We start from the raw sequence: 25,366 nt of genomic DNA, 5'->3' as shown, positions 1-25,366 counted from the left end.
TATCGGCATGATGGAAAAATGACGGGCTTACTCGTTTTAGTGTAGAGGCTCAACGCACTTACATAGCACACTAACTTTCAGGCTTTTAATTACATGGCCAAACGTATAACCGAATTTATGGTTGCATTCATACAGCACAAAATAAGGGGCCCGAAATGGCTGGTGTTTTAGATAGCGTCAATCAGCGTACACAATTGGTGGGCCAGAATAGGCTGGAACTTTTGCTGTTCAATTTGGGTGGGCGACAGCTTTACGGCATAAATGTGTTTAAAGTAAAGGAAGTTTTGCAGTGCCCCTCGCTAAGCGAGATACCCAGGAGAAACCCCGTTATACGCGGTGTTGCGCATATTCGGGGTGGCACTATACCCATTATGGATTTACGGCAAGCCACCGGCTCGGCGCCGCTGGAGGATATAGCCAACTGTTTTGTCATCATAACGGAATATAATCGTTCTACTCAGGGGTTTTTAGTGAAGGGTGTTGAGCGTATCGTCAATATGAATTGGGGAGACATACATCCGCCGCCCAAAGGCGCTGGCCGAGAAAATTATTTAACAGCAGTCACTGAAGTAGACGATAAACTTGTTGAAATAATTGACGTAGAAAAAATACTGGCTGAAGTTTCGCCGTTACCTTCTGATGTTAGTGCATCGGTAATTGAAAGCGCGCAGCGTGATACCGTGGTATGCAAACACGTGTTAATTGTGGATGACTCCACCATTGCTCGAAAACAAATTCAAAAAGTGGTTGAGTCGCTGGGGTGTAAAACAACACTACGTAAAGACGGGCGTGAAGCATTAGATTATCTCAATCATCTTGTGGAAGAAGGTAAAGATCCTTATCACGAAATACTGCTTATTATTTCTGATATTGAAATGCCAGAAATGGATGGATACACCTTTACAGCAGAGGTTAGAGGGAACGAGAACCTTAAAAAAATGCATATTATTCTACACACCTCATTAAGTGGTGTGTTTAATGAAGCTATGGTGAAAAAAGTGGGAGCCAACGACTTTCTTGCGAAGTTTCATCCAGATGAGCTGGCAACACGCGTTAACGCTCGCATAGAGCAACTCACAAACGAGGGTGAGCACGTCGGATAACCCCTATTGGGTAACTTACTGCACAGGGAATTGATACCTATATGAGCGTTAATGCCGGAAGTTCTCATACGCCAAGTAATCAAGGGCGAGTGCAACTAGGTGACCGAGAATTTCAAGATTTTCGCGATTATCTTCAGACTATTGCGGGTATTGACCTTGGCCATAATAAGCAATACTTAGTGGCAACGCGCATCAGGCGCATACTAATAGATTATGAATGTGCGTCGTTAAGCGCATTGACGGTACTCATTAAAAGCCCTGCAAACCGAGAAGTGCGTCAAAAGGTTATTGATGCAATGACGACTAACGAAACTTTTTGGTTTCGTGATAATTACCCTTTTGAATACTTGAAAAAAAACTTATTGCCGGAAGTAGTGGGCGCGAGTAAAGGGAATAGAATGCGCATATGGTCGGCGGCCTGTTCTTCTGGCCAAGAACCCTACTCGTTAAGTGTTATTGTTGAAGAGTATATTCGTGCGACGCTCGGCGTTAGCAGCTTGCCGCTGGAAATTGTTGCAACGGATTTATCCAGTGAAATACTAAACAATGCCAAACGTGGTGAATATGACCGTTTGTCGATCACGCGTGGGCTATCCGAACCTCGGCTACGCGATTTTTTTGAACATCCGCAAGAAGATTGCTGGCGAGTTAAACCTAATATTAAGCAGCGTGTCATTTTTAAACCGCTTAATTTACAAGAATCTTTTGTTTTGTTAGGCAAGTTCGATATTGTGTTTTGTCGAAACGTGCTTATTTATTTTTCGAGTGATTTAAAATACGATATTCTCAAGCGAATTCATGGCACCCTAAAACGAGGAGGCTATCTCTTTTTGGGGTCGTCCGAGAGCCTCGCTGGCGCATCTGATTTGTTTGAAATGATTCACTGCAGCCCCGGTGTGGTTTACCGCGCAAAGTAGCCAACTCTGCTTTTATTTCCTGTTTTCTCTCCTGAACGGTATTCGGCGTACTCGGTTAATGAGTATCTGCGAACTTAGCCATAGGTTTCCGTTGTGTTTTTTTGCTTGTTTATGAATTGAGTGTTCATTATTGAGAGTGTGTCCGTCTAACGTTATCGGGCACACAAGGATGTGAGCCTTACTCACGTTTCATGCACTTTTTTTGAGCAAAGTCCTATGCGAAGATCTTTATTATCCTTGGTGGTTATGATTGTACAGTGTGGTTTGGCCCTGTCGGCAGTGGCTGCTTACGACTGCAAAGACGATCGTTATAGCGACGCGGAGCAAAAGATAGAAAGATTGGGAGTAGAGATTAAAGAAGCCGAAGAAAGCGATTTTATCGAGTCATTTACGCGGTTTGAGAAAAATCGTTGGCGATTTATTCGTCGGCCAGATGATATTACGCCGCTACTGGAGGCTTGGCATTCTACGACTAGCGGCTTTCGTGATAATTGCCTTGCGTCTGATGTGAGAATATTTATAACACAATGGATGGGCTTGATGAGTTTACTTGAAGGGCCTTATGATACGCACGAACTAGACGAGTGGTTGGAACAGCCCTCCCATAGCGAGAACTATTGGCTAGCCGATATTCTCTTTCCTGCGACTTTACTGTCGTACGGTCTCGAAAATACAGCCGAAGCTTATATTGGGCAGCATTATCAATACTCGCCTCAGCGGGCTTACCAAACCAATATGGCGGCGAATTTCTATTTTCACAACAGGGTAAAACAGGTCCTTGAATGTGGTGACTATGCCATTAATCAAGAAGGGCTCTATAAATTGAATACGGTATTAGAGGCGCGACAGGAGGCCGATAGGGAGTGGGATGACGCCTATGAATACTTTGTATTTGCCGAGAAGGTTCTGCAGAAAAATGGTCAGTTATCGGCGCAACAGTTAGGTCGGCTCTTACCTTTGCAGCATGAAGACGACGTGTTATTTAGTTTTATTATCGCCATGCTAGAAATGGAGTGGCAGCATTTTTTTACCACCGATTTAAAGTTTAAATTGGTAGAGTTTTATCTCTCTCGGTTGGGCTCTTTACCCGCTCAAGAGCAACGCTACCCGCTTGATATACTCGTGGAATACTCACGGCCAGAATACCTTGAATGGCAAACAGTCGCAGTGTTAATGGATTTTTTGCATCAGTTTCCAGATGAGCCCCGCTATCTGGAGGCGCGCGAAACACTCGCCGAACGCTATGATAACGAAGAGGCCCTAAAGGCGATATTTGATGCGCATTTAGCGCGGGAGCCGGATAATTTTTATTATCAGCAGCGTCGAATCGAATTGTTGGCAACAGAAGAAGAGAAGTTGCTGGCCGTGAATGAACTGATAGAACGCTACCAATTTGATGTAACGGAAGAGGCTCGAGAGGTCCTGTTTGGGGCCTACGATATAAAACTCGATTTATTACTACAGCAAGACAACGCCGAAGAGGCCTTAGCGCTGTTGGAGTCGCTACCCAGTGACGTTAGGCGTGGTGATTATGCGCTACTGCAAGCCAGCCTGTTGGTTACCCAAGGTGATAGCGAAGCCGCAATAAATGTTAGCGTGCAAGCGATAGAAGAACACGGGTATAGCGTATCGACCTTAACTGAAAACTACCTGTTAATGTCTGAAGAAGAGCAAGAAGCGTATTATGCTAACGAGCTGCCCGAATTGTTAGAGATTCATGCTGCCGCCCAATACGCATTGGGTGAAGAGGATGCCGCTAGAGAAGTGTGGCAACACTTGTATCACAGTACTGAAAACACAGAGTATTTACACAAAATTGGTCATGCCTATCGTCAAGAAGGTAACTTCGAAGCGTCACAAAATTTTTATCGCCAGCAATTATCGGTTAACGAAAACTTCTATATACGCAGTGAAATGGCCATCAATGAAATGTTACTGGGTTCACCCTCAAACGCGCGGGCATTGCGTGATGGCCTTCAGCCGATGAATTCAGAGCAACAAATTTTGGCGGCGTATTTAGACCAACGCCTCGGTCTTATTAGCCAGACTGAACTCGATACAACGCTTGCAGATATCGCCTTGGGCGACTCGGAAAGCGCTGCGTTCTATTATGTTTTACAAGGCTTGGCAAACCTGTAGCAATGGCTATTGTGCCACTTGATACAGGGCTTTCACGCAATCTTCTTCGGTTACACTATCCTCTCTAAGCGCGGTAATAAATTGCCGCTTCTCACCGCTGCTGCTGGCATCTAGAATAAAATAAAAACCATATAAAACAACGTGTTAGTGGTTTTCATCCTCTTGGCATACGCATTGCTATTAGTCTGGTATAACACTCTTTTTTGAACTGGAAGGTAAAACCCCATGGCAATCTCATTCGATCAAGCGCTCGGTGTTCATGAATCAGCTTTGCGTCTACGGGGCCAGCGTGCCGGCATACTGGCCAGCAATTTAGCGAATGTGGATACGCCAGGTTATAAAGCCAAAGATCTTAATTTTCAGCAAGCACTAGCGTCACGGCTGGGCGATAAGTCGGGCAATATGAGCTTGCGTGCTACTCGTAACGGACACCTACAGTTTGATGACAAAAGCTTGGGTGAGCTGGATACCCTATACCGTACACCCAGCCAGCCCAGTATTGATGGCAATACAGTAGAAGAACAAGTGGAACATGCTGAATTTATGAAAAACAATTTAGATTTCCAAGCGAGTTTTACATTTCTCAATAGCAAGTTTAAAGGGCTGACAAAAGCCATTCGTGGTGAATAATGAATATCTGCTGTGTTGGATATTGTCCGAGCGCCGATTGTTCTATCGAAAGCAGTCGTCTCTTGCGTTGAGACTGTGTTAACGGTTATTTAAACATTATTTTGTTGTGAGAAATGTATGAGCTTATCCAATATTTTTAATGTCGCGGGTTCGGGTATGAATGCACAAAGCATTCGCCTCAATACCACGGCCAGTAATATTGCCAATGCAGAAACGGCCAGTTCAAGTAGTGAATTAACCTACCGTGGTAGGCACCCAGTATTTTCGGCGGTTCAGGCCGCAGCGCTACAGGGCAACACCATGTCTGCTCAACATGATACGCCCGAATCTATGGGTGTGAGAGTGCAGGGAATTGTAGAAAGTGATGCACCTTTACAACCCCGTTACGAGCCCGAAAACCCCAATGCAAATGAAGACGGATACGTATATTACCCGAACGTTAATATCGTAGAAGAAATGACGAATATGATCTCGGCTTCTCGCTCATTTCAAGTAAATGTAGAAGTGATGAACGCGGCCAAGCAAATGGTTCAACGGGTATTATCATTGGGCCAATAAATAGTCATGACAATTTTGTTAAAACGGTAGAGCTGGTGAGGAAAAACGCATGAGTGAAATAAATGCTATCAGCAATAACAGCCTGTTAAGCGATTTATCGATCGCCAATAAAACCAAGGGCGAGGCTAAAAACAACGAGCTTGGTCAAAGTGCTTTTTTGGAACTAATGATTACGCAGTTAGAGCATCAAGATCCGTTAAGCCCGCAAGAAAATACCGAATTTATTGCCCAGTTGGCGCAATTTAGTTCGGTGGAAAGCCTTGATCGGCTAAATAACAATTTTGATAGTTTTACTAATAATTTTGTGGCCAATCAAGCATTGCAAGCCTCTACCCTCGTGGGCCGTTCCGTAACGGTACCATCCGATAGAACTCAGCTTGAAAGCGGCGGTGTGATTACGGCAAGCATTGATGTGCCTGCTAGTGCAAGTGACATATCGGTGAATATTTTAACCGAATCTGGTGAACTCGTAGAGCAAATATCCCTTGGTGTACAGCCTGCAGGCGAAGTAGTACTGCGTTGGGATGGACAAAATGCCGAGGTGAATGGTGAATTAATTGATTGGGAAAGTCGCCATGAAAATGGCGTAAATGCAGGCTTATATCGGTTTGAAGTACTCACCCAAAGCGACGGAAATTCAACGGAATTAAATACTGCGCTTAGTGCGAATGTTAATAGTGTGACCGTTGCTAGCAATGGCAGCCTTGTACTGAATTTAGCGGGTATTGGTGCAGTGAATCTGGCCGACGTGAAACAGTTTAATGAATAGGCGGCAATTTATTGCCGCACGTTGTAATTAAGTTTAGCAGGAGAAGTATATGCCTTTCGATACGGCTTTAAGCGGCATTCGTGCCGCCTCAACAGATTTAACCGTGACGGGTAATAATATTGCCAACGCGTCAACCACAGGTTTTAAGGTGTCTAGAGTGGAGTTTGGCGATGTTTACGCTACCTCGGTTTTAGGTGCGGGAGCCAACTCGGTGGGCAGCGGTATTCAGGTGCAAGACGTGGCACAAGGCTTTTCGCAAGGTAATATCGCCTTTACTGAAAATGAATTAGATCTGGCTATTAACGGTAACGGGTTCTTTTTGCTTAGCCGCAATGGGGAACAACTCTATTCGCGTGCGGGTACATTTGGTTTGAACGATGACGGTTATATTACTAATAATGTAGGGGCACGTATTCAAGGGTTTCAAGCCGATACAGGCGGAAATGTAGGCGGCATAACCGGTGATATACAAATTCAAACCGCTAATTTGGCACCTCGTCAAACCACGTCTGTCGATTCAATTCTCAATTTAGATTCCACCGATGAAATACTGCAAAGCATTGGCCGCGAATTTCAAACGCAAGGTAATGCAATTGGTGTTGCCCAGATAGGGTTACAAAATGCAACCATCACAACCTTAACGGGCACTACATTTGCGTTGCCGCTAGCGAACGACTTTACCACTACGCCTATGACGTTCGATGTGCAGTTGTCGGGAGCTACGTCGGGTAACAACGGTACCGTTAGTATTGATCTTGATACCGGTTCGGGCGTACCGGCCACCATCAATACGTTTAATGATCTCAGTACGCTTGCCGGCGTTATTAATGCGCAAATATTTAACCCCGTGTTACCGCAAACCGCTATCGATGTTATTGCCGATGCCGTGGACTACGGTGGTGGTGTGTATGGGTTAGAGATTACATCTTTACAAGAAGGAGAAAACTCTCTCGTTCAAGTGCTTACACCCTCTGCGAACGTGGCACAAATTGGGTTAAATCCAGCACCAGCTTCGGTAGGGGGTATCGCAGCGGTATCGAATGGTTACCCACAGCAGTCCATTGAATTTATTGGCCCTGATGGTGCGATAGTGCCGTTTACGAGTTTACAGGGTGTCACAGCGGCACAAACGGCCTCTCGGTTAAATGCGTTGGAAGGCGTCTCTGCTACTTCGCAATCAGAATTAACACTCAGTAACCATACCAGTGCCTCCGGAAACTTAACGGTCTCGTTCAACGGCGTAAACCTAGTGGCGGATTCGCTAGCGGGGTTAGAGGCAGAAGTGAATGCTTTGAGTGATTCAGTTTTGCCAGGTATAACGGCAACCTTAAGCCCAACGGGAACCAGTTTAGTTTTAGCCTCTGCCGTGGGCGACGATTTACGTATCGCTATTGATAGTGTAAATGGTGGCGACTCACTCACCATACAAGGTGATTTGGACGCACCAGCCCAAACGTTACAGGTACCGCCGGTAGGGGCGGGTAATTTTGACTCAACCCTCAATTCGGTAACCGTGGGCGGTGCGATTAATATCGTACTAGACCAAGGCTACGTGATGGAAAATGCCTCGCCTCCCTCTATTGGATTGTATCAACCAATTTCCGATGCCGAATTTGAGGATGTGGTTATCAACGCTTTTGATCCGACAGATCAGTCCACCTACAACAGTGCCACCTCCATGAGTATCTACGATAGCTTGGGTAATTCTCATGTAATGACACAATACTTTGTGAAACAAAATTACGATGCAACGGACCCCGCCTCAGCCTCCAATCACTGGCAAATGTTCGTGCAAATTGACGGCCTAGATGTAGGCGATCCCGATACCTCACTGCCGCCGCCAGCCAATATATCACCTACGCCATTGTCCTTTGGTGTGTACTTTAATGAGGATGGCTCACTCAATAATATTCTCACCGAAGATATGCTTATCTCGAACTGGGTGCCGCTCGACTCTAATGGGCAGCCCAATGGTGCGATGGGCCCACAGAACGTACTGGCAGGTGGAACGCCGGCCATACCGGAGCCTCCCACATCGTCTAATTTTGTGATTGAGTTAAATGGTACTACGCAGTTTGGTTCCGACTTTTCGGTGAATGATGTCGATCAGAATGGTTATGCGACGGGCCGCTTATCGGGCCTCAGTATTGACGAAAGTGGTATTATTTTTGCGCGTTACACCAATGGTGAATCGCAAACACTGGCGCAGGTGGCACTGGCTGATTTTACCAATCAACAAGGCTTACAGCCGGTCGGTAATACCATGTGGGCTGAAAATTTCGAATCGGGCCAACCCAATATTGGTACCCCGCGCAGTGCTGCACTGGGTGCTCTGCAATCCGGTGCACTAGAAGAATCGAACGTGGATTTGTCAGAGCAATTGGTAAATCTCATTATTGCGCAACGCAATTTCCAAGCAAGCGCCAAAACGATAGAAACAGCGGATCAAGTTACGCAAACAATTATTAACCTACGTTAACACTAGGTGTGAGCACCTTGAAACGTCGTTACTAATGCGGTTTATCGCGACCCGCGTGGAGCATGTCCACGGTCGCTTCGCTCGTTAATCGTTTGTGTGGGTTACAGCTGGCTATCGCGTCATTTAACTGCCGCATTATGGAATCGTGTCTATACTCCAAGCATGCGCTTACGCACCGCGGGCTAAAACTGTGAGCGCGTATTCAACCTAACGGGAGTGAAAGTGATTTGCGGCACAGTGAGGAGGGTGACTCATGGCCAATAGATTAATGGTTTTAATAGTCTTGGCCTCTATAATGGCGCTGCCCCTTCGCGCGCAGGCCGCGACCGTCAATCTTGGTGAAATATCCGACCCTAACGGTGAATATTGTAACGGCTTAATAAAATTAGCGCTTTCCTATAGCGAGACGCCGTATTCGATTACCTATAATGGTGAAACGAATATGACCCAAACACGACTTCTCGAAGAAGTTAAAAGTGGCAATATAGCCATTATGTGGGCGGGCACCACCCGCTCTCTCGAAGAAGAGCTTATTCCTGTTCGTATTCCACTTTACAAAGGTTTACTGGGGCATCGTATTTTTATTATCCATTCTGGAAACCAACCAGCGTTCGATAATGTTTCAACTATAGAAAACATGAAACGGCTAAATTTAGGGCAGGGCCGAACATGGTCAGACACTGAAATTTTAGAAGCTAATGGGTTCAATGTTGTTAAGGCAAATAAATATTCCAATCTTTTCGATATGGTCGATGGTGGCCGCTTCGACGCTTTCCCGCGTGGCGTGCAAGAGCCTTGGGCAGAAATATCGTCGCGGCCGACGTTAGAGTTGGCTGTAGAGAAAAAATTAATGCTCATTTATAAAATGCCCTTTTATCTTTTTGTTTCACAGAGCAATATACGGTTGGCTGCCGATTTGGAATCGGGTTTACGCGCCGCGATAACCGATGGTAGTTTCGATAATTTTTTTCTAAACAACCCTATGGTGATGGATGTCTTAAACAAAGCTAACCTCCAAAACCGTATTGCGTTCCATTTAAAAAACCCTACGCTATCACCCAAAACACCACTGGAAGATAAAACACTTTGGTTAGACCCTTACAGTTTAGGGCTATAGCATCGCGCCACTTACTCTTCATACTCTTCATACTCTTCATACTCTTCATACTCCTTGCGCTAGTTCATCGGTGTAGTCATAGGTGTAGTTCTAGCGTGCGGTACTCGCACTATTAACCGAATAGCCCTCGCGGCAGCAACCGTTAGCGGAATCAATAATGGCCTAGTACAACGCTATTCCCGTTTTGGCACCCTTATTGCTCCTTTCTGGATAGGGTTCGAATGTGACACTTTTCCATCGTTATTCAATGCAAACAACACGTTTTTCGATGGGTTTAAATTCACGCGTTACGACAGTGAAATACTATGGATAAAGCTCTATATGTCGCTATGACAGGCGCTAAACACAATATGCAAGCGCAAACCGCGCATGCGAATAACCTCGCCAATATTAATACGGTTGGCTTTAAGGCCGATTTTGCACAGGCACGCAGTATGCCGGTGTATTACGGTGATGGTCAGCCTACACGTGCCTACGCATTAGCGGAAAGCCCGGCAACGGATTTTAAACAAGGCGCACTCGTGCAAACAGGGCGCGAACTCGATATCGCCATTGAAGGTGAAGGATTCATCGCCGTGCAAGCGCCTGATGGCAGCGAAGCTTATACGCGCGCTGGCTCGTTGTTTGTGGACAGTGTTGGTATTTTACGCACCGGCAATGGCTTGCCGGTGCTTGGCAATGGAGGGCCTATTTCAATACCGCCCGCGGAAAAATTAGAAGTGGCGATAGACGGCTCCATTACCGTTTTGCCGCTTGGGCAGGGCGTGGACGCGCCAGTGCTTGCAGACAGAATTAAATTAGTTAACCCAGCCTTGGACACGATTAAGCGCGGTACCGATGGTTTGATTCATGCGTTGGATTTAGAAGAGGACGTGCCCGCAGATGCCGCGGTACGCGTCGTTTCTGGATTTGTCGAAAGTAGTAACGTCAATGCTGTTAACGAACTTACCAGTATTCTAAGCCTTGCACGGCAATATGAAATGCAGGTGAAAATTATGCAAACCGTAAAAGAGAACTCAGAAACATCCGCAAGCTTATTGCGGGTGTCGGGTTAATACAAACGCTTCAGTTAAAGCCTTAAAACGATAGTTCGAGGTGTGAAATGCACGCAGCACTCTATGTGAGTAAAACCGGCTTAGCCGCACAAGATATACAGCTTACAACAGTCGCCAATAATTTGGCGAATACCTCCACGGTAGGCTTCAAGCGCGATAGAGCGATATTCGAAGATCTGTTGTATCAAATTCAGCGTCAACCAGGGGCGCAAACAACAGAAGAAACTCAGCTACCATCTGGCATGCAGTTGGGTACTGGCGTACGGGTTGTGGGAACGCAAAAACAATTTACCGCAGGCAGTTTACAAATTACCAATCAGCCTTTGGATATGGCCATAGACGGGCGCGGATTTTTTCAAATACTACAACCCGATGGCAACATATCTTACACCCGCGCGGGCCAACTTCATCTAAGTAGTGCGGGTGAATTAGTGGATGCAAGCGGTTTGCTATTGCAACCGGCAATAACCTTACCGGCCAATGCCGATCGTATCACCGTGGGAACAGACGGTATCGTTAGCGCTTTTGTACCGGGTACGCCCGCACCGCAAGTGTTGGGTAATATCCAAACGGTTGATTTCGTTAATCCTGCTGGCCTGCAGGCCATAGGTGGCAATTTGTTTTTAGAAACTGCTTCTAGTGGAACACCGGTTACCGGTACGCCGGGCGAAAATGGATTGGGCCAAATTAACCAAGGCATGCTGGAAAATTCCAATGTCGATATTGTTGAAGAAATGGTCAATATGATTACCACGCAAAGAGCCTACGAAATGAACTCGAAAGTCGTCTCAACGGCAGACCAAATGTTACAGTTTGTGACGCAAAATTTGTAAGTTAAGGTTCTGTGAAATGAGCGTCACGATTAAAACGGCATGGGTAACAATATGAGCATAAAAGGCTTAATAATAGTCACGCTAATCGGTGGTGGGCACTTGCTACTCAGCGGTTGCGTAAGCAAGCCCGTACTACCCGACGACCCCTATTACGCGCCGGTAATGCAACCGTCCGAAAGACCGTCGCTACCGGCTAACGGATCGTTGTATTCCGACAATACATCTATGGTGTTGTTTGATGATCGTAAAGCAACACGCATAGGCGATATTTTAAATGTGGTATTGCAAGAACGTACCAGCTCTAAAAAAACGTCGAATATAGCGTTAATTAAAGATAGCGATATTACTGTTGGCGGAGCATCTGGTACGGCTGCGCTACTTGGAACAACGCTCGGCGCGGGTGATGTATCAATGAATACCGATCTGGCGGCAGCTCGAGAATTTAAAGGTGAGGCCGATGCCGACCAAAGCAACCAGCTTACCGGTAATATTTCCGTAACAGTGGTGGATGTCTACCCTAATGGCACACTACTCGTACGTGGAGAGAAATGGTTAACGCTTAATAGCGGTGATGAATATATTCGATTGAGCGGCTTAGTTCGCCCAGACGATGTAAGCCCAGACAATACCATCGTCTCAACCAAACTTGCGAATGCGCGCATTACCTATTCGGGCACTGGAGAATTTGCAGATTCGCAGCAAATTGGCTGGATTGGAAAATTCTTTAACAGCCCCTTATGGCCATTCTAATGAAGAGTTACTCTACGTTAACACGTTTTTTTATGGGTCCTTTCTTGGTGTTGTGTTTAATGCATAGTGCCAATGGTATGGCCGAACGAATAAAAGATATAACCTCCGTAGCGGGAGTGCGCAGTAATCAACTGGTGGGCTACGGTTTGGTGGTTGGGCTCGATGGTAGTGGCGATCAAACCAATCAAACGCCGTTTACCACGCAATCGTTTATGAGCATGTTAAAGCAGTTTGGTATTACCATTCCGCCCGGTGCAAAATTTCAACTCAAAAACGTGGCCGCCGTTGCGGTGCATGCCGAACTCCCCGCATTTTCTAAGCCGGGCCAAACCATTGATATCACGGTTTCATCCGTTGCAAACGCTAAAAGTTTGCGTGGAGGCGCGTTATTGTTAACGCCGCTAAAAGGCCTGGACGGGCGCGTATATGCCATTGCGCAAGGTAATTTAATTGTCGGCGGATTTGGAGCAGACGGCCGAGATGGCTCAAGCGTAACGGTCAACATTCCCAGTGTAGGCCGTATTCCTAACGGTGCGATGGTCGAGCGTTCGGTACCGTCTACCTTCGCGAACGGAGGGAAAATTATATTTAACTTACACACGCCCGATTTCACCACGGCAAAACGTGTTGCCGATAGTATTAATGACTTGCTCGGCCCCGACGTTGCCATGCCAATGGATGCAACCTCAATTGCCGTGCAAGCGCCCCAGCTCGCAGCACAGCGAGTGGATTATTTATCGCTACTCGAAAACGTAAACGTTACGCCGGGAGAATCATCGGCAAAAATTATTATTAACTCGCGTACCGGCACCATTGTGGTCGGTAAACATGTACGCGTGTCGCCAGTTGCCGTTACCCATGGTTCTTTAACGGTTACAGTGCGCGAAGATGTCAATATTAGCCAGCCCGGTGGTTTCTCGGACGGAAACACCGTCGTAGTGCCCGAAAGCTCAGTAGAAATAACGGAAGAATCTGGGCCTATGTTTGAATTTGCGCCCGGACCAACATTAAGTGACATTGTGCGAGCAGTAAACGAAGTAGGCGCTGCCCCAGGAGACTTAATGGCAATCTTAGAAGCGTTAAAACAAGCCGGTGCTTTAAAAGCCGAAATATTGGTGATCTGATGAATAGTGCTACGTCACACTCTCTTCTAGCCGCGCAACAACATTTACAGTCGGCAGATGTCTATACAGATTTAGCGAGCCTTCAGCAACTAAAGGCCAGCGACGATAAAGATGATGCCATGCGAAAAGTGGCTCAACAATTTGAATCCATTTTTATAGGCATGATGTTAAAAAGTATGCGTGATGCAAACGCTGTATTTGAAGAAGGTAGTTTATTTAACAGCGGCGAAACAAAATTCTACCGCGATATGTACGACCAGCAATTATCGTTGAGTATGGCCCATACCCAGCAAGGTGGTATTGGTATTGCAGAGGCCATGTACCGACAAATGAGCCAGTCGTACGGCGACAATAGAACATCCTCTGCGGCGGAAAGCCGGTTATCGATGGTAACGCCATTGGAGACTGATTCATCGGTAAATACTTCATTGGAAAATGTGCCAGCGTCATCCATTCCAACGGGAAGCCTACCAGCGCGTGTTACACCTGAAGGCAACGAGCAACTTAAAAATCGGTTGGTTAAACCGGATAGCGTTAGCCCGCTGTTACCTTTGCCCGCAAAAACCATTTCTGTCAATGCACCACTAACCCTGCGCAACGAACCAGAAGCAGCCGTTCCCGTTGTAACAAAATCGGCGAATGATAAACCGCCGCACTATTTTGCACTGGCGCACTCCCCTGAAAGTTTTATACGCGTTGTTTCACCCATTATGGCGCAAGCCGCAAAAGCGCTAGGAATTGACAGTGCAATACTTACCGCACAAGCGGCGCTCGAAACCGGCTGGGGACAATCCGTACTGAAAAATTCGAACGGTGAGAGTAGTTTTAATGTATTCAATATTAAAGCCGGCCAACAATGGCAGGGCGACACGTTAGATGTGTCGACACTTGAATATAGTCAGGGAACCTTTAAACCAGAGCAAGCGACGTTTCGCGCCTACGACTCCATAGAACACGCGGTTACCGATTACGTGGCTTTTGTTCAGCAGAATCCGCGTTATCACAATGCGCTAAAAGCGAATGATGGTGGTACCTATATTCATGCCTTGCAGAAGGCGGGTTACGCAACCGACCCTGATTATGCGAATAAAATACTCTCCATTCGTGAGCGTATCGTTACCGGCGATTCGGCCCTAAAACGCACGGATTCCTAAGGTGGCTATGTCATGAGCTCAGACCTTCTCGGCATTAGTGTTAGCGGCCTTCGCGCAACGCAAACAGCGTTAAGCACTACAGGCCACAATATATCCAATGCGGGTGTCGATGGTTATAGTCGGCAGCGTGTAGCCATCGAAACCAACCCTGCAACACTTACCGGCAATAGTTACGTTGGTAATGGCGCTAATGTTGAAAGTATTGAACGTATTGTGAATGGTTTTGTGACCGGACAATTACGTGCCGATACCACGCTTTACAGTGACCTAGAGGTTTACCATACCAACGTTAGCCAGCTCGATAATTTGTTATCTGATACGTCAACAGGCTTGTCGAGTGGCCTCGAATCATTTTTTGCGTCGATGCAAAACGGGCTAGACGACCCAACGTCAATACCGGCTCGCCAATTAATTCTGAGTGAGGCCGAAAACCTTGCCGACCGTTTCAATACGCTGTATAGCCGGTTTCAAGCGCTTGATGCCAACGCCGATGATTCTATTTCGGCAGCGGTAGCTCAAGTTAACGCGCTGGTGGAAAATATAGCGGGGCTAAACTTGAAAATATCTGACGCCGTGGGTATTGGCGGTGGCGCGTTGCCGAATGACTTATTAGATCAACGGGATGAAACGCTTCGTCAATTATCCGAATTAATTTCAATTCAAACCTACGACCAAGGGTCGGGTCAAATTAATGTGGTAATTGGTAGTGGTCAAAATCTTGTCGTGGGTATCGAGGCCCGTAGATTAACCGTGGCTTCAAGTGAAGAAGATGCGGCGAAAATGGATATTGTGTTTCAAAATGATATCGGTGGTCAGCCCATTACTAATTTAATTAGCGGTGGCGAAATTGGTGGCTTACTTCGCTTTCGTGATGGTGTAATGGACAGTGTCTACAATCAATTTGGTCGAATAGCGGTAGTTATGGCCGATTCTTTTAACGAGGTTCATCAACAGGGTATAACGCTCGAAAACGAATTTGGTGGCTTATTCTTTTTTGATGTCAATGAGAATAGTTTATCCGCCGCACGGGTGATTGGAAACTCCAATAATGCCGGGCCGGCCGACAGACAAATAAAATTAAACATCGACGATAGCCTTCAACTCACAGACAGTGACTACGAGGTGAAAATTGAAGCGGGTGGCCTGTATCGTATAGAGCGTTTATCCGACAGTACTGAAGTTGCCACAGGTTTGTTAACTGGGGCCTATCCACTATCAGTTAATTTTGATGGGTTATCATTGGTGTTTGAATCGGGCACCTTTCAAGATGGCGATGCGTTTAAACTATTACCTGTACGTACTGGCGGGCGAGATTTTTCGTCATCATTAGTGAATGCACAAAGCCTCGCCTTTGCGAGCCCTCTGGTTACGGATGCCAGCCTCGGCAATAGAGGTTCTGGCGAAATATCGCCCGGCGAAGTGCTATCGCTTACCGCTGCCGACGGTTCGCCATTACCTTTATTAGCGAATACAGGCGTTATGAACCCGCCTTTAATTGTACAATTTACTTCGCCCACCAGCTACGATATTCTCGACAACTCCGACCCTGGAAAGCCCATACAATTGTCACCGCCCATTCGTGATCAGCGGTTTGTCGTGGGTGCGAATAACGCCCTCTTTGGAACAAACCCGCAGGCAACATTGGTGTCCGCCAATGGGAATATGACAGGCATACCCGAAGGCCGAACGTTTGCGCAGCAGGCGGCACTTTTTATGGCGCCACCCACCGCTGTAGCGCCTGATTTTACCACTACCGATTTTAGCGCAACGACAAATCAGTTCTCATTTGATGTTGTGGTAAGCGGAACCTTAAATGCCGCCTACGACGGTGCTTTTAGCGTTGCGGTTTCCGGCCCCGCTATTGTGGACGAGGCTGTATTGTTAAGTGAAATTAATGCTCAGCTAACGGGTACCGATGTTACCGCCTTTATGTCCGATAGCGGAACGGTTGCGTTTAGGCTAAAACACTCGGGTTTTGGTGATATAACGCTACAAAATTACAATAGTGACCCAGATGGAAATGGCGATGTGGCCCCCGTAGGTCAAGCGAATAACCTATTAGGTTTTAATATAGAAGGAGCAACGTTTACTACCGCTGGCGATGTCAACGGTATTTCCGGTACGGGCTTTATTAGCAATGGTTATCCTGCCGAAGCCATTACACTTTCCACTGCGGCGGAGCTAGAAGGTCTTCCTGCGTCGGCACAAACAATATTTACTGAGATGAACAGTAGCGCACGAGGGTTGGCGAGTGCTTTGGATAATATTGCCGGTGTTACCGCCAATGCTTTTAATTATATGGAATTATCCAATCTTCAAATTACCAATGCGGCGCCCTTACAAATTAATCTTAACGATCAAAATCTCATTGAGTACGAAACCGATCCTCTCGGTGTAAATGTTGTAAGCGCGGATGTTCCCAACCCTATAACCGATATCGATGCATTTAATGATTACCTTGCTGAACGTATCGCCGGGAACTCAACATTGTCTGCTGCGGGAATATACGCGGTAGCGGGGCGAAACGCCTTAACCGGTACGCCGGAGCTTAGAGTATATTCCACCGAAGGCGACGACTTTGTCGTATCCCTAACGGCGGGGGCAGGCGAATCCGTGGACTTAAGCGATGGCAAAAACCCAAATGCCACCATGTCGACCACCGGCAACAATGCCGCGTCAACTTTTGTTATAGGTGGGTCGTTGGATGTGACCCTTGCCGAAGACATGACACTTTCAACCTTTCCACCTAATAGCATGATTTTTGGTGATACTACGGCTACTGATTTTGCGCGTTCTAATTATTGGGGTATTCAAGCATCACTCAGTGGTATACCCGATACGGGCGATACTTTTAGCCTCAACTTTAATAACGACGCGGCCTCGGATAATCGTAACGCGCTATCACTGGTGAACTTAGCACGTGATAAAAATGTGGGCGGCGGCGTAGCGACCTATGCGGAAAGTTACGGGTCACTGGTGGAATATGTGGGCATCGATACTTCATCCGCTAAAATTAATGTTGATGCAAGCGAGCAAGTTCTGCATCAAACAACACAATTACGCGCGTCGGTGTCAGGTGTGAATCTCGATGAAGAAGCGGCAAACCTTATCCGCTTTGAACAAATGTATGCCGCCAATACTCAGGTCATTTCCGTTGCAAGAGAGCTATTTGACCGCCTAATTAACTCGTTTTAACCTGAACGCTCTATTTTATCGAAGAGGCACGTTTTTCGCTTATGTAATGTTAAAACGTATTGCCAGACAAAAATTATGCGCATTTCATCGTTACAAATATTTAATATTGCCAACAAGGGTATGGCCGATGCGAATCAAGCACTGATTCACACGCAAGAGCAATTGTCCACGGGCATTCGCGTACTCAATCCGTCAGACGATCCCGTTGCCTCCACAAAAATAATGCAACTCACTACCGACATCTCAAATATTGGTCAATACCGCAAAAATATTGATATCGCCGAAAATAATTTGGTACTCGAAGAATCATCTTTAAAAAGCGCGAGCAACCTTATACAGCGTATGCAAGAACTCGCCGTCCAAGCGGGTAACACCGCTACGCTTAGTACCAGTGAATATAAAGCGCTAGCCAGTGAAGTAGATGCGCGTTTAGATGAACTCGCGAATTTGTTGAACAGCCAAAATGCGAATGGCGACTATATCTTCGGTGGCTATAAAAGCCGTTCTCAACCGTTCACCGGCTCCGCTAATTCCGGTTTTACCTACAACGGTGACGATGGCCAACAATTTATAAAAATTGCCAATAACACCACCATAGCGGCGAGTGATTCCGGAAAAGATATTTTCGTGGATATAGAAAGTGATGAAAACACTGTAGTGACTTATGCGAGTGCTGCGAATCGTTCTGATCCGCCCGTTGCTATATCCGTAGGCTTGGTGATAGATCAAGAAGCATTTGACGAATTTTACCCAGAAGATTTAGTGGTATCGTTTAATGCCGACAACACCATAATACCCGCCGGTAAAAACTATACGATAACGGAGCGCGCGTCTGGTCGTGTCGTTGTTGCCAATCAGGCATACACTGGCGGCAATAGTATAGAGGTGAACGGCGTTAGCTTTCGAGTATCGGGCAACCCGGTCTCTGGCGATGCAGCCGTACCCGCAACACGCTCATTTGGTGCCGACGGCCCCGTTACACTCCCCTTTGATTTTACTGCACCTAATAATGAAACTGTAACGTTTAGAGTTGGTGGTAGAACCGAAACGTTAGTGCTGGATGGTAATGTCACCAATACTGCAGACCTCTCTGCAATCTTTAATAGCGCGGGTAATGGCAATGCGGCGAAGCTTATCTCACTCGGTGTAACCGTCGACAATACTGGCGTTCAAGTACCTACCGGCGTTAGCCTCACGATTGGGAATGGCTCAGTGAATTCAACTGCCATAATGGGGCTTGATACGGTCAATGGCTCAACCTCTGCGGATGGCGTGCTAGCCGTTGCTGGCGATAGGGTATTCGTCGATTCATCGAAGAAACAAGATATTTTAACCACGCTAGCGCGTTTTAGCCAAGGCATGAAAGATTACGACGGCAGTGACGAAGGGCGAAAAATATTGGATACGGTCGTAGGTTCTACCCTTAATAACCTTAAACATACGCAAACGAGTATATTGGATGTTACGGCAAAGCTGGGCGCACGTTTTAATACACTTGATAGCACCCGCGCACTTCATTTAGATTCCGAATTAGTTATGAAAGATGTATTAGCCGACCTAAGAGATGTGGACTATGCCGAAGCGGCCACACGGTTATCGGCACAATCATTAGTGTTGCAAGCCGCACAATCGTCATTTGTACGCGTCAGCCAGTTAAATTTATTCTCACAACTGTAGAATACCTGCTGGTATTGTGCAGCGCTTGTTGGTTCTATAAGCCGTTACGGCATCCAGCCATTGCCGAAATCCGACAATACTCTCATAAACACCGTTTAAATCTCCCCCCCCTAGGTTTCGGTTAATTTATAGGCTAACCGCAACAGCGGTATGGCCGTGTTCTATTAAAAACAGCGTGCATATACGGCTTTATACCCTCAAAATATCGTTATCGTGTACAGATTATTGTGTATAAAGGACGTAACCGAGGAGCAGGTGGTGATCGCTTTTACCCGTCTGTTTAAGAAACGGCATCTATGAATAGAGAAAATATCGTGGGCAATGTAACGGGTTCAGTAAAATGGGTGTTGAGAGCAGAGGCATTGGCTGTATTAATATTGGCCTTAAGTTTTTATTTTCAGCAAGGGTATAGCGGGTTAACATTTGCGCTTTATTTTCTAGTGCCAGATCTTTCTTTTTTAGGTTACCTCGTCAATAAAAAGGTAGGTGCAATGGCCTATAATGGTGCGCATTCGCTTGTTGGCGCTCTTGGTATTGTGGCACTTGGCTTCTTTCTTAACATTGAACTATTTCAGATGGCAGGCTTAATTTGGGTTTCTCATATTGGCGTCGATCGTACATTGGGTTACGGGTTAAAATATGAAAATGGTTTTGGTTTCACGCATTTAGGCTTAATTGGAAAAGAAAAAAAGCGTAGCCAAAAAATCGTTTTATGACTCAATTTAGCTACAATACTCGGTAAGGGAACAGCGTCACTTGTAGACATTTTTACTAAGGGAATACACTATCGCGCTCAGCGTCTCAGCCCCGTACAAAAGTGATGTCGAATGCGGTAAATATGGCGTAGAGTGCGCGATTATTTTACGTGAAGAGCCATATGACAGTCGAGATTAAAGATATTTCGGAAACCGAAGTCACCTGTTCAACGTGTCGAGCGTGTTGCTGTCGTTTAGAAGTTATGATTATTAGCGACACCGGTGTTCCCGATGAACATATCGCGCGCGACCAATGGGGCGGCGAAACGATGTTGCGCTTAGCGGATGGTTGGTGCTCGGCGTTAGATCGTGGAACCTTTATGTGCACTATTTATGAGAATCGCCCGTGGATCTGTCGAGAATTCGAAATGGGTTCGTATGAATGTCGTAATGAACGAGAAGATTAGGTGATTGTTCAGTGCATGCGAAAATAGCACGCATAATTCTTTATACACAATGGCCCGCGCTACGAATAGCTTCGATAAAAATAGGGGTAAATGGTTAGGCTATAGTCTCGGGAGAAAAGACTTGTAGTTCCCATTTAACTAACGGTTGGATACTTATGTTCGGTTTATTCAGGCAATATAAATTAAGAAAAACTATACAGGCTTATGTTCGTGAGCTTGGGCCTTATTTGCTAAAGAATTATGGTGGCAGCGGGCAGTACACCGTTATGCAGATTCAGGCAGCAATAAAAGTATTAAAACTGAATGCCGATTATATGCCCTACGCAATTGCGCTCTATCGGCATGAGGAATCAATCAATACCGTAAAGCGCGTATGGCTTAATCAGGTTGCGCTGGATGAGATCCGTTTAACCATTGCGCAGTTGCTATTTGACGGCAACACACGCTATCGAGTTGAGCACGTTCTTGAGTTGTGTAAAGACCGTGGCTGGCAGGGTGGTCAATCTCCAAGTTGGGGCGCCAATAAATCGGGCCGTACAAGCTTATAAACCCTATTGAATAAACGATGTCGTGTTGCTGTTTACAACGGTGAGCAACACATGGAGATAGCTAATATCAATGGTGATTTGAATGAATTTGGTGTTTGTTCATAGATTAGCGCCTCCCTAACCGGCAATTTCACTGCGATTGCTTGTCCTTCTATTGGAAATATTTTTCTCAATTGAATAGTGGATGCTCCAATGGCATTTTAAAATGCCTATCTCCCGCGTGCGCTCGATGATAGTGGTGGTCATTGTTAGCGCTATACCATTGGCTGCAATAAAGGTAATAACCAGGGTGAGTAGAGTCATGAGTGAGGCAATTATTGTGAAATGCGTTATCACTATGCCGGCGTTATCACTATGCCGGCGTTATCACTCTGCCGGCACTTTCATCTGCGGTGGTAATCGGGCGTATTGACATTCCCTGACGTTTAGCCAGTGATCGCACATCATTCTTTAAGGTATAGAGCGCTAAAGGTGTCGCATGTTTACGGGTTATAAATACTCCATTGCTAATTATTTTATTTGACGTTTCAGCTTGAACAATAAGAGCATTATCGGCGGTGAAAAGTGTTGCTTGTCCCATTACTCTGGCGATGCCAACGAGCGTGTAGTGTTTAGTGTGATCGCCGGTATTAACACTTACTGGCATGCCCAGTTTTAATTCTGGAAAATTGGTGGTGACCAAATTCAATGAGAGTGTCGCGAATACTCATGCGGCTTACGTGTTTGATCGGTAAACTTGTAGCAAGCAGTGGAATGCCTACGTCAAGAGCGATTTGAACTAAAAATACCCATCCCGATATGCCATAACGCTGAATATTGAGGTTCATTAATGTCGCTAACCGGTCAACGTAAATACAGCTACCGTAAAACGCGATAGGCAAACTCTATAATGGGGCTAGCAGCCCTAAAAGGATTATTCCCCGGTCATAAATGGCTTTTATCTGGCCGCTACTGGCCGCTACTGGTCGCTAAGGCTATCATTACGCCAATTTGTGGGAGTTGTCGGGCGAGCATCATATGTGCCACCAAGTACGCTAACGGATTGTCGCTCAATTAGGATTTGATTTATTGCCGGCGGCCAGTTTCCAGGCTGCGATGTTACGCGGTCGAGTTGGATATTATGGTAATCGGGCAACACAAATAACGGTAGAGGTTTCCATTGACCGTTTGTTGTTTTAATTTCGCCCAGAATAACTCTACGAGTGTCTACTTTATCGATAGGCGGGTGTTCGGCCAGTAATTCCACCAGTTTCGTATCAATTTATTGCAGCTGAAATAGAATGGCCGTTGAATTAGCCTTCAGAAAATTTTCCTGTAGCTCCCGCGCAAGAATCGAATAAGGTTTGAGAGTCACTCCCAGCGTTAGTGTGCCGAGTGGAATCGACAGTATTACCCGTGCAGAGGGGCCTCTGTTCTCCCAGAGATTACGCCACGTTTTTTTCCATAAGGTTTTACCCCCCCCCCAAAAAAAATAGTTAAGTAAATATCGCGCTAGCCCGTGGGGGTTGGATGCCGGCGCTTTGCTACCCGAAAGAAACCACAGGGTTGCGCAACGTACGGTACACGATTAAAACGATAATTAACGCGAGAATAAAAGTAACGGTTTTGTGTACAGGCAAATGAAAGTGACTATGATTTAGGCTATAGAGCAAAGTGATACCCGTATTGCACAGCAACAGCGCAAATAAGCTTTACTCCACCCATGTCTTACTATAGCGATCTATGGCGAGCACGATCGCTTTAGGCGCGTAGCGTATTCGTTAAGTTGGCGATGGCAGCGCAAGCAATAAAACCAGAGTTGCAGGTTGGCGGCTAATGTCATGCCTTGAACCAAGTGCTTAAGGTGGAGGCTCTTAACCCAGCTTTCATGCCCAGAGATAATAAAAGCGATGAAAACCACCGTAAAAAGCCCAAACGCGGAAAAATGTACCAGTGTCAATTGAGCGGTAACCGGTTTCCTATTAAGACGGTTTAAATAAATGAAAAAGAGCGGGCCTACGAGTAACTGAAAGAGTTCTGGGACACTGGGCAGCGATGGGGTCTTGAGCCCCCATCAAAATGCCAAGCTCGAGTTGGATAAGGCACTTAAGGCCACAATAACTACAATAGCCGCTAGATCAGTCCGTACTGTGGGTTCAGAGCGGCTGAAGTGAACCACCACAAAAGCCAACAATAAACCCAGCAATATTCTAATTGCCGTTGTAACACGTACTAAGTGATTGAGTCAGGTGTAAAGCATAGGGCTGAAAGATCGGCCTGATTCTAGAGAGCGGGCATCATATTTTACAGATGCTGATCACCGCCTAAAAGGCGATTTTGGCTAGTGAAAGCCTATCGCTTTGGCGGCCCTTTGTAACCTCACGAAATAGCTTTGCTTGCATCATAAGACCGTACGAAGGGAGATTGGGTTACAAATACCCTGTAGCACAATGAAACTACCGTTAGTGAGTAGCATCTTGGTTACAGCACTCTCTCGGGTGCGCATTATCTATAGTGTGGTAGGCTTTAGTCTAGAAAAAATAAGGGATATACTCACGTTAGACTAACGTCATCAAAACTGCCTAGATTCTTGACATCGAGCGCTTTTCATCCCCGTGTAGAGTCATGATACAGGCCGTATACCCGCAATTAAGCCAGTGGTGTGAGGTGATTTATCCGATACTGCACTATCGACCAGGTTCTACATGAAACGGGTTACGCAAGATGCAATACCCTAGTTGCCAATACTGGGAGCAACACGGTGAATAAACCCGGTTGTTATGGCCTCCATGACATAAATAAGTGAGTACGAATTGTGAAAGATTTAAGCTTTAAAGAAATAGAAAAAATGGATTGTGAATCTAGGTACGAAATATTTTTAAGTATGGTTGCCGAAGAACGAGATATTTGGGTTTTGGTAAACGAAAAAAAGGAATTTTTAAAAATTCACTCGGAAGATCACGGTTTTGAATACCTGCCCGTTTGGCCTCATGCTGAGTTTACAGAGTTTTACAGTAATAGCTCTACCGAAAAGCTTTCACCAAAAAGTGTTTCGGTACCAGAATTTTTCTCAAGGTGGGTTCCAGGTTTGGAACGCGATGGTTTGAAAATTAGTGTTTTCCCTAATGCCGGAACCGAAGTGTGGATTATGGAACCGTCAGAAGTAAAAAGTGACCTTCAGGATGAATTTTCAAACTCTGAGTTTTAATTCAATCCACACCTTTAAGTGTAGATTACTCTGTTGTTGGAATAACGCCTTAGTCTGTAAAGCGCTTCTATAGGTATTCGTGTCGACGAGTAGACGATTTAGAGGGCTAGACGAGAAAGGTGTGGCCCCGTTAGGTTACGAACCTACAGTGGATAGCCTAGACGGCAAACATTGGTGTTCGAAAAAATGTGAACCGTGAGAATGCTCAATATTTCTCTGTAAAAAAAGGAGTTATTCTTTTTTAAAAAAGCACGTAATATTAGCCAAAAAATTATATAACAATAAATAATAATACATAGCAGCACGTAAAAAACGCTTAACAATTTCACGCTAATGGCTTTCTAGACGTCAGCGGTAGTGAAAACGTGCATGTCTTTTACTTTGAATCGAGATTGTGGAGGGCTTCAAGTGTTAGCACAATTTGAATCAAAAAGATTATTAATTTCTACTGTTCAGTCGACCCATTTCTTATTGGATGGCCATATTATTGAACTTTTAACCGATAGAACTACGCAATATTTGCCTCCACATTGGCGAGGCATCGCTACGCCTCACCAAGCGAGAGGCTGGATAGCCGAAAGACTAAAAGAGGGTGGCGTATACGCGTTATCCCTAAAAGAAACCTGTGGTAATACATTTATAGGGTTTCTTTTTCTTCAGGGTATCAATGGCTCGGCAAAGCCCCGCGAGGTTAGGGTGGGCTATATACTATCTGAAAAGTATTGGGGACAAGGGCTTGTCAGTGAGCTAATAGCGTCAGTCGTTGAAACACTCCAAATAAATAATACGATAACCGCCATAACGGGTGGTGTTTCCCCCGACAATATTGCCTCAGTTAAGGTGCTCACCAAAAACGGTTTTATTTACACTGAATCGTCAGATACTACGGAATTTTATACCTACACCTACTGACCCATACGTCATGCGTAAGAATTTATTGTCAGCTGCTTTCACCGCCTGAAATAAGAA

23 protein-coding genes are annotated in these 25,366 nt (G+C 45.7%); 20 read left to right on the top strand and 3 right to left on the bottom strand.

Annotated elements, in window-relative coordinates; genetic code table 11:
- The first annotated feature begins 155 nt into the window (after window positions 1-155).
- The 18 genes from H5647_RS18125 (at window position 156) to H5647_RS18040 (ending at window position 21,210) form a co-directional block, all read left to right on the top strand.
- A complete protein-coding gene (locus H5647_RS18125) occupies window positions 156-1,103 on the top strand; it encodes a chemotaxis protein CheV (protein ID WP_045860475.1) in 948 nt (315 codons plus the stop codon).
- A 41-nt stretch (window positions 1,104-1,144) separates the two neighbouring features.
- Window positions 1,145-2,020 (top strand): CheR family methyltransferase, encoded by an 876-nt coding sequence (locus H5647_RS18120; RefSeq protein ID WP_045860474.1) that lies wholly within the window; start codon window positions 1,145-1,147, stop codon window positions 2,018-2,020.
- 216 nt (window positions 2,021-2,236) lie between these two features.
- Window positions 2,237-4,159 carry a tetratricopeptide repeat protein gene (locus tag H5647_RS18115; protein ID WP_082087110.1) on the top strand — a complete coding sequence of 641 codons (1,923 nt, stop codon included), beginning with the start codon at window positions 2,237-2,239 and terminating at the stop codon, window positions 4,157-4,159.
- A gap of 225 nt (window positions 4,160-4,384) precedes the next feature.
- Window positions 4,385-4,789: a flagellar basal body rod protein FlgB gene (gene flgB, locus H5647_RS18110; protein WP_045860472.1), complete on the top strand. Its 405-nt coding sequence runs from the start codon at window positions 4,385-4,387 to the stop codon at window positions 4,787-4,789.
- Window positions 4,790-4,906: 117 nt separating this feature from the next.
- Entirely contained in the window at window positions 4,907-5,347 is a 441-nt protein-coding gene (flgC, locus tag H5647_RS18105) for a flagellar basal body rod protein FlgC (protein WP_045860471.1), read from the top strand.
- Between the two features lie 49 nt (window positions 5,348-5,396).
- Complete coding sequence (locus H5647_RS18100) at window positions 5,397-6,116, top strand: flagellar hook assembly protein FlgD (protein WP_045860470.1); 720 nt, start codon at window positions 5,397-5,399, stop codon at window positions 6,114-6,116.
- Between the two features lie 49 nt (window positions 6,117-6,165).
- Window positions 6,166-8,595 (top strand): flagellar hook-basal body complex protein, encoded by a 2,430-nt coding sequence (locus H5647_RS18095; protein ID WP_045860469.1) that lies wholly within the window; start codon window positions 6,166-6,168, stop codon window positions 8,593-8,595.
- Window positions 8,596-8,848: 253 nt separating this feature from the next.
- The gene (locus H5647_RS18090; protein WP_045860468.1) at window positions 8,849-9,712 is read left to right on the top strand and encodes a hypothetical protein; all 864 of its coding nucleotides are present in this window, start codon (window positions 8,849-8,851) and stop codon (window positions 9,710-9,712) included.
- Window positions 9,713-10,017: 305 nt separating this feature from the next.
- Window positions 10,018-10,767 (top strand): flagellar basal-body rod protein FlgF, encoded by a 750-nt coding sequence (gene flgF / locus H5647_RS18085; RefSeq protein ID WP_045860467.1) that lies wholly within the window; start codon window positions 10,018-10,020, stop codon window positions 10,765-10,767.
- A 47-nt stretch (window positions 10,768-10,814) separates the two neighbouring features.
- A complete protein-coding gene (gene flgG, locus H5647_RS18080; RefSeq protein ID WP_045860466.1) occupies window positions 10,815-11,600 on the top strand; it encodes a flagellar basal-body rod protein FlgG in 786 nt (261 codons plus the stop codon).
- A 39-nt stretch (window positions 11,601-11,639) separates the two neighbouring features.
- Window positions 11,640-12,350, top strand: a complete 711-nt coding sequence (gene flgH, locus H5647_RS18075) for a flagellar basal body L-ring protein FlgH (RefSeq protein WP_082087109.1) — start codon at window positions 11,640-11,642, stop codon at window positions 12,348-12,350.
- Window positions 12,351-12,409: 59 nt separating this feature from the next.
- A complete protein-coding gene (locus tag H5647_RS18070; RefSeq protein ID WP_408034007.1) occupies window positions 12,410-13,474 on the top strand; it encodes a flagellar basal body P-ring protein FlgI in 1,065 nt (354 codons plus the stop codon).
- Window positions 13,474-14,628: a flagellar assembly peptidoglycan hydrolase FlgJ gene (gene flgJ / locus H5647_RS18065; protein WP_045860465.1), complete on the top strand. Its 1,155-nt coding sequence runs from the start codon at window positions 13,474-13,476 to the stop codon at window positions 14,626-14,628. Before H5647_RS18070 ends, flgJ begins: the two co-directional genes overlap by 1 nt.
- Before the next feature lie 12 nt (window positions 14,629-14,640).
- Entirely contained in the window at window positions 14,641-17,823 is a 3,183-nt protein-coding gene (flgK, locus tag H5647_RS18060) for a flagellar hook-associated protein FlgK (protein WP_045860464.1), read from the top strand.
- Between the two features lie 75 nt (window positions 17,824-17,898).
- Window positions 17,899-19,500 (top strand): flagellar hook-associated protein FlgL, encoded by a 1,602-nt coding sequence (gene flgL, locus H5647_RS18055; protein ID WP_045860463.1) that lies wholly within the window; start codon window positions 17,899-17,901, stop codon window positions 19,498-19,500.
- Between the two features lie 296 nt (window positions 19,501-19,796).
- A complete protein-coding gene (locus H5647_RS18050; protein WP_045860462.1) occupies window positions 19,797-20,216 on the top strand; it encodes a DUF4260 domain-containing protein in 420 nt (139 codons plus the stop codon).
- Between the two features lie 161 nt (window positions 20,217-20,377).
- Window positions 20,378-20,662 (top strand): YkgJ family cysteine cluster protein, encoded by a 285-nt coding sequence (locus H5647_RS18045; protein ID WP_045860461.1) that lies wholly within the window; start codon window positions 20,378-20,380, stop codon window positions 20,660-20,662.
- A 155-nt stretch (window positions 20,663-20,817) separates the two neighbouring features.
- The gene (locus tag H5647_RS18040) at window positions 20,818-21,210 is read left to right on the top strand and encodes a DUF6559 family protein (RefSeq protein WP_045860460.1); all 393 of its coding nucleotides are present in this window, start codon (window positions 20,818-20,820) and stop codon (window positions 21,208-21,210) included.
- Window positions 21,211-21,562: 352 nt separating this feature from the next.
- On the opposite strand, the gene H5647_RS18035 is transcribed toward H5647_RS18040, so the two are convergent.
- The 3 genes from H5647_RS18035 to H5647_RS18025 all read right to left on the bottom strand — a co-directional run bounded on the left by H5647_RS18035 (window position 21,563) and on the right by H5647_RS18025 (window position 22,456).
- Window positions 21,563-21,856: a hypothetical protein gene (locus tag H5647_RS18035; protein WP_162926437.1), complete on the bottom strand. Its 294-nt coding sequence runs from the start codon at window positions 21,854-21,856 to the stop codon at window positions 21,563-21,565.
- Window positions 21,840-22,037: a hypothetical protein gene (locus H5647_RS18030; RefSeq protein ID WP_162926436.1), complete on the bottom strand. Its 198-nt coding sequence runs from the start codon at window positions 22,035-22,037 to the stop codon at window positions 21,840-21,842. The genes H5647_RS18035 and H5647_RS18030 overlap by 17 nt, the downstream gene beginning before the upstream one ends.
- Before the next feature lie 131 nt (window positions 22,038-22,168).
- A complete protein-coding gene (locus H5647_RS18025; RefSeq protein ID WP_045860458.1) occupies window positions 22,169-22,456 on the bottom strand; it encodes a hypothetical protein in 288 nt (95 codons plus the stop codon).
- A 1,548-nt stretch (window positions 22,457-24,004) separates the two neighbouring features.
- Here H5647_RS18025 and H5647_RS18020 point away from each other — a divergent pair.
- Entirely contained in the window at window positions 24,005-24,397 is a 393-nt protein-coding gene (locus H5647_RS18020) for a DUF2750 domain-containing protein (protein WP_236074961.1), read from the top strand.
- A 408-nt stretch (window positions 24,398-24,805) separates the two neighbouring features.
- A complete protein-coding gene (locus tag H5647_RS18015) occupies window positions 24,806-25,309 on the top strand; it encodes a GNAT family N-acetyltransferase (protein ID WP_045860457.1) in 504 nt (167 codons plus the stop codon).
- The last annotated feature ends 57 nt before the right edge of the window (window positions 25,310-25,366 follow it).

This window comes from Teredinibacter purpureus, assembly GCF_014217335.1.
Lineage (GTDB): Bacteria > Pseudomonadota > Gammaproteobacteria > Pseudomonadales > Cellvibrionaceae > Teredinibacter > Teredinibacter purpureus.
This window is presented reverse-complemented; position numbering and strand designations above follow the sequence as displayed.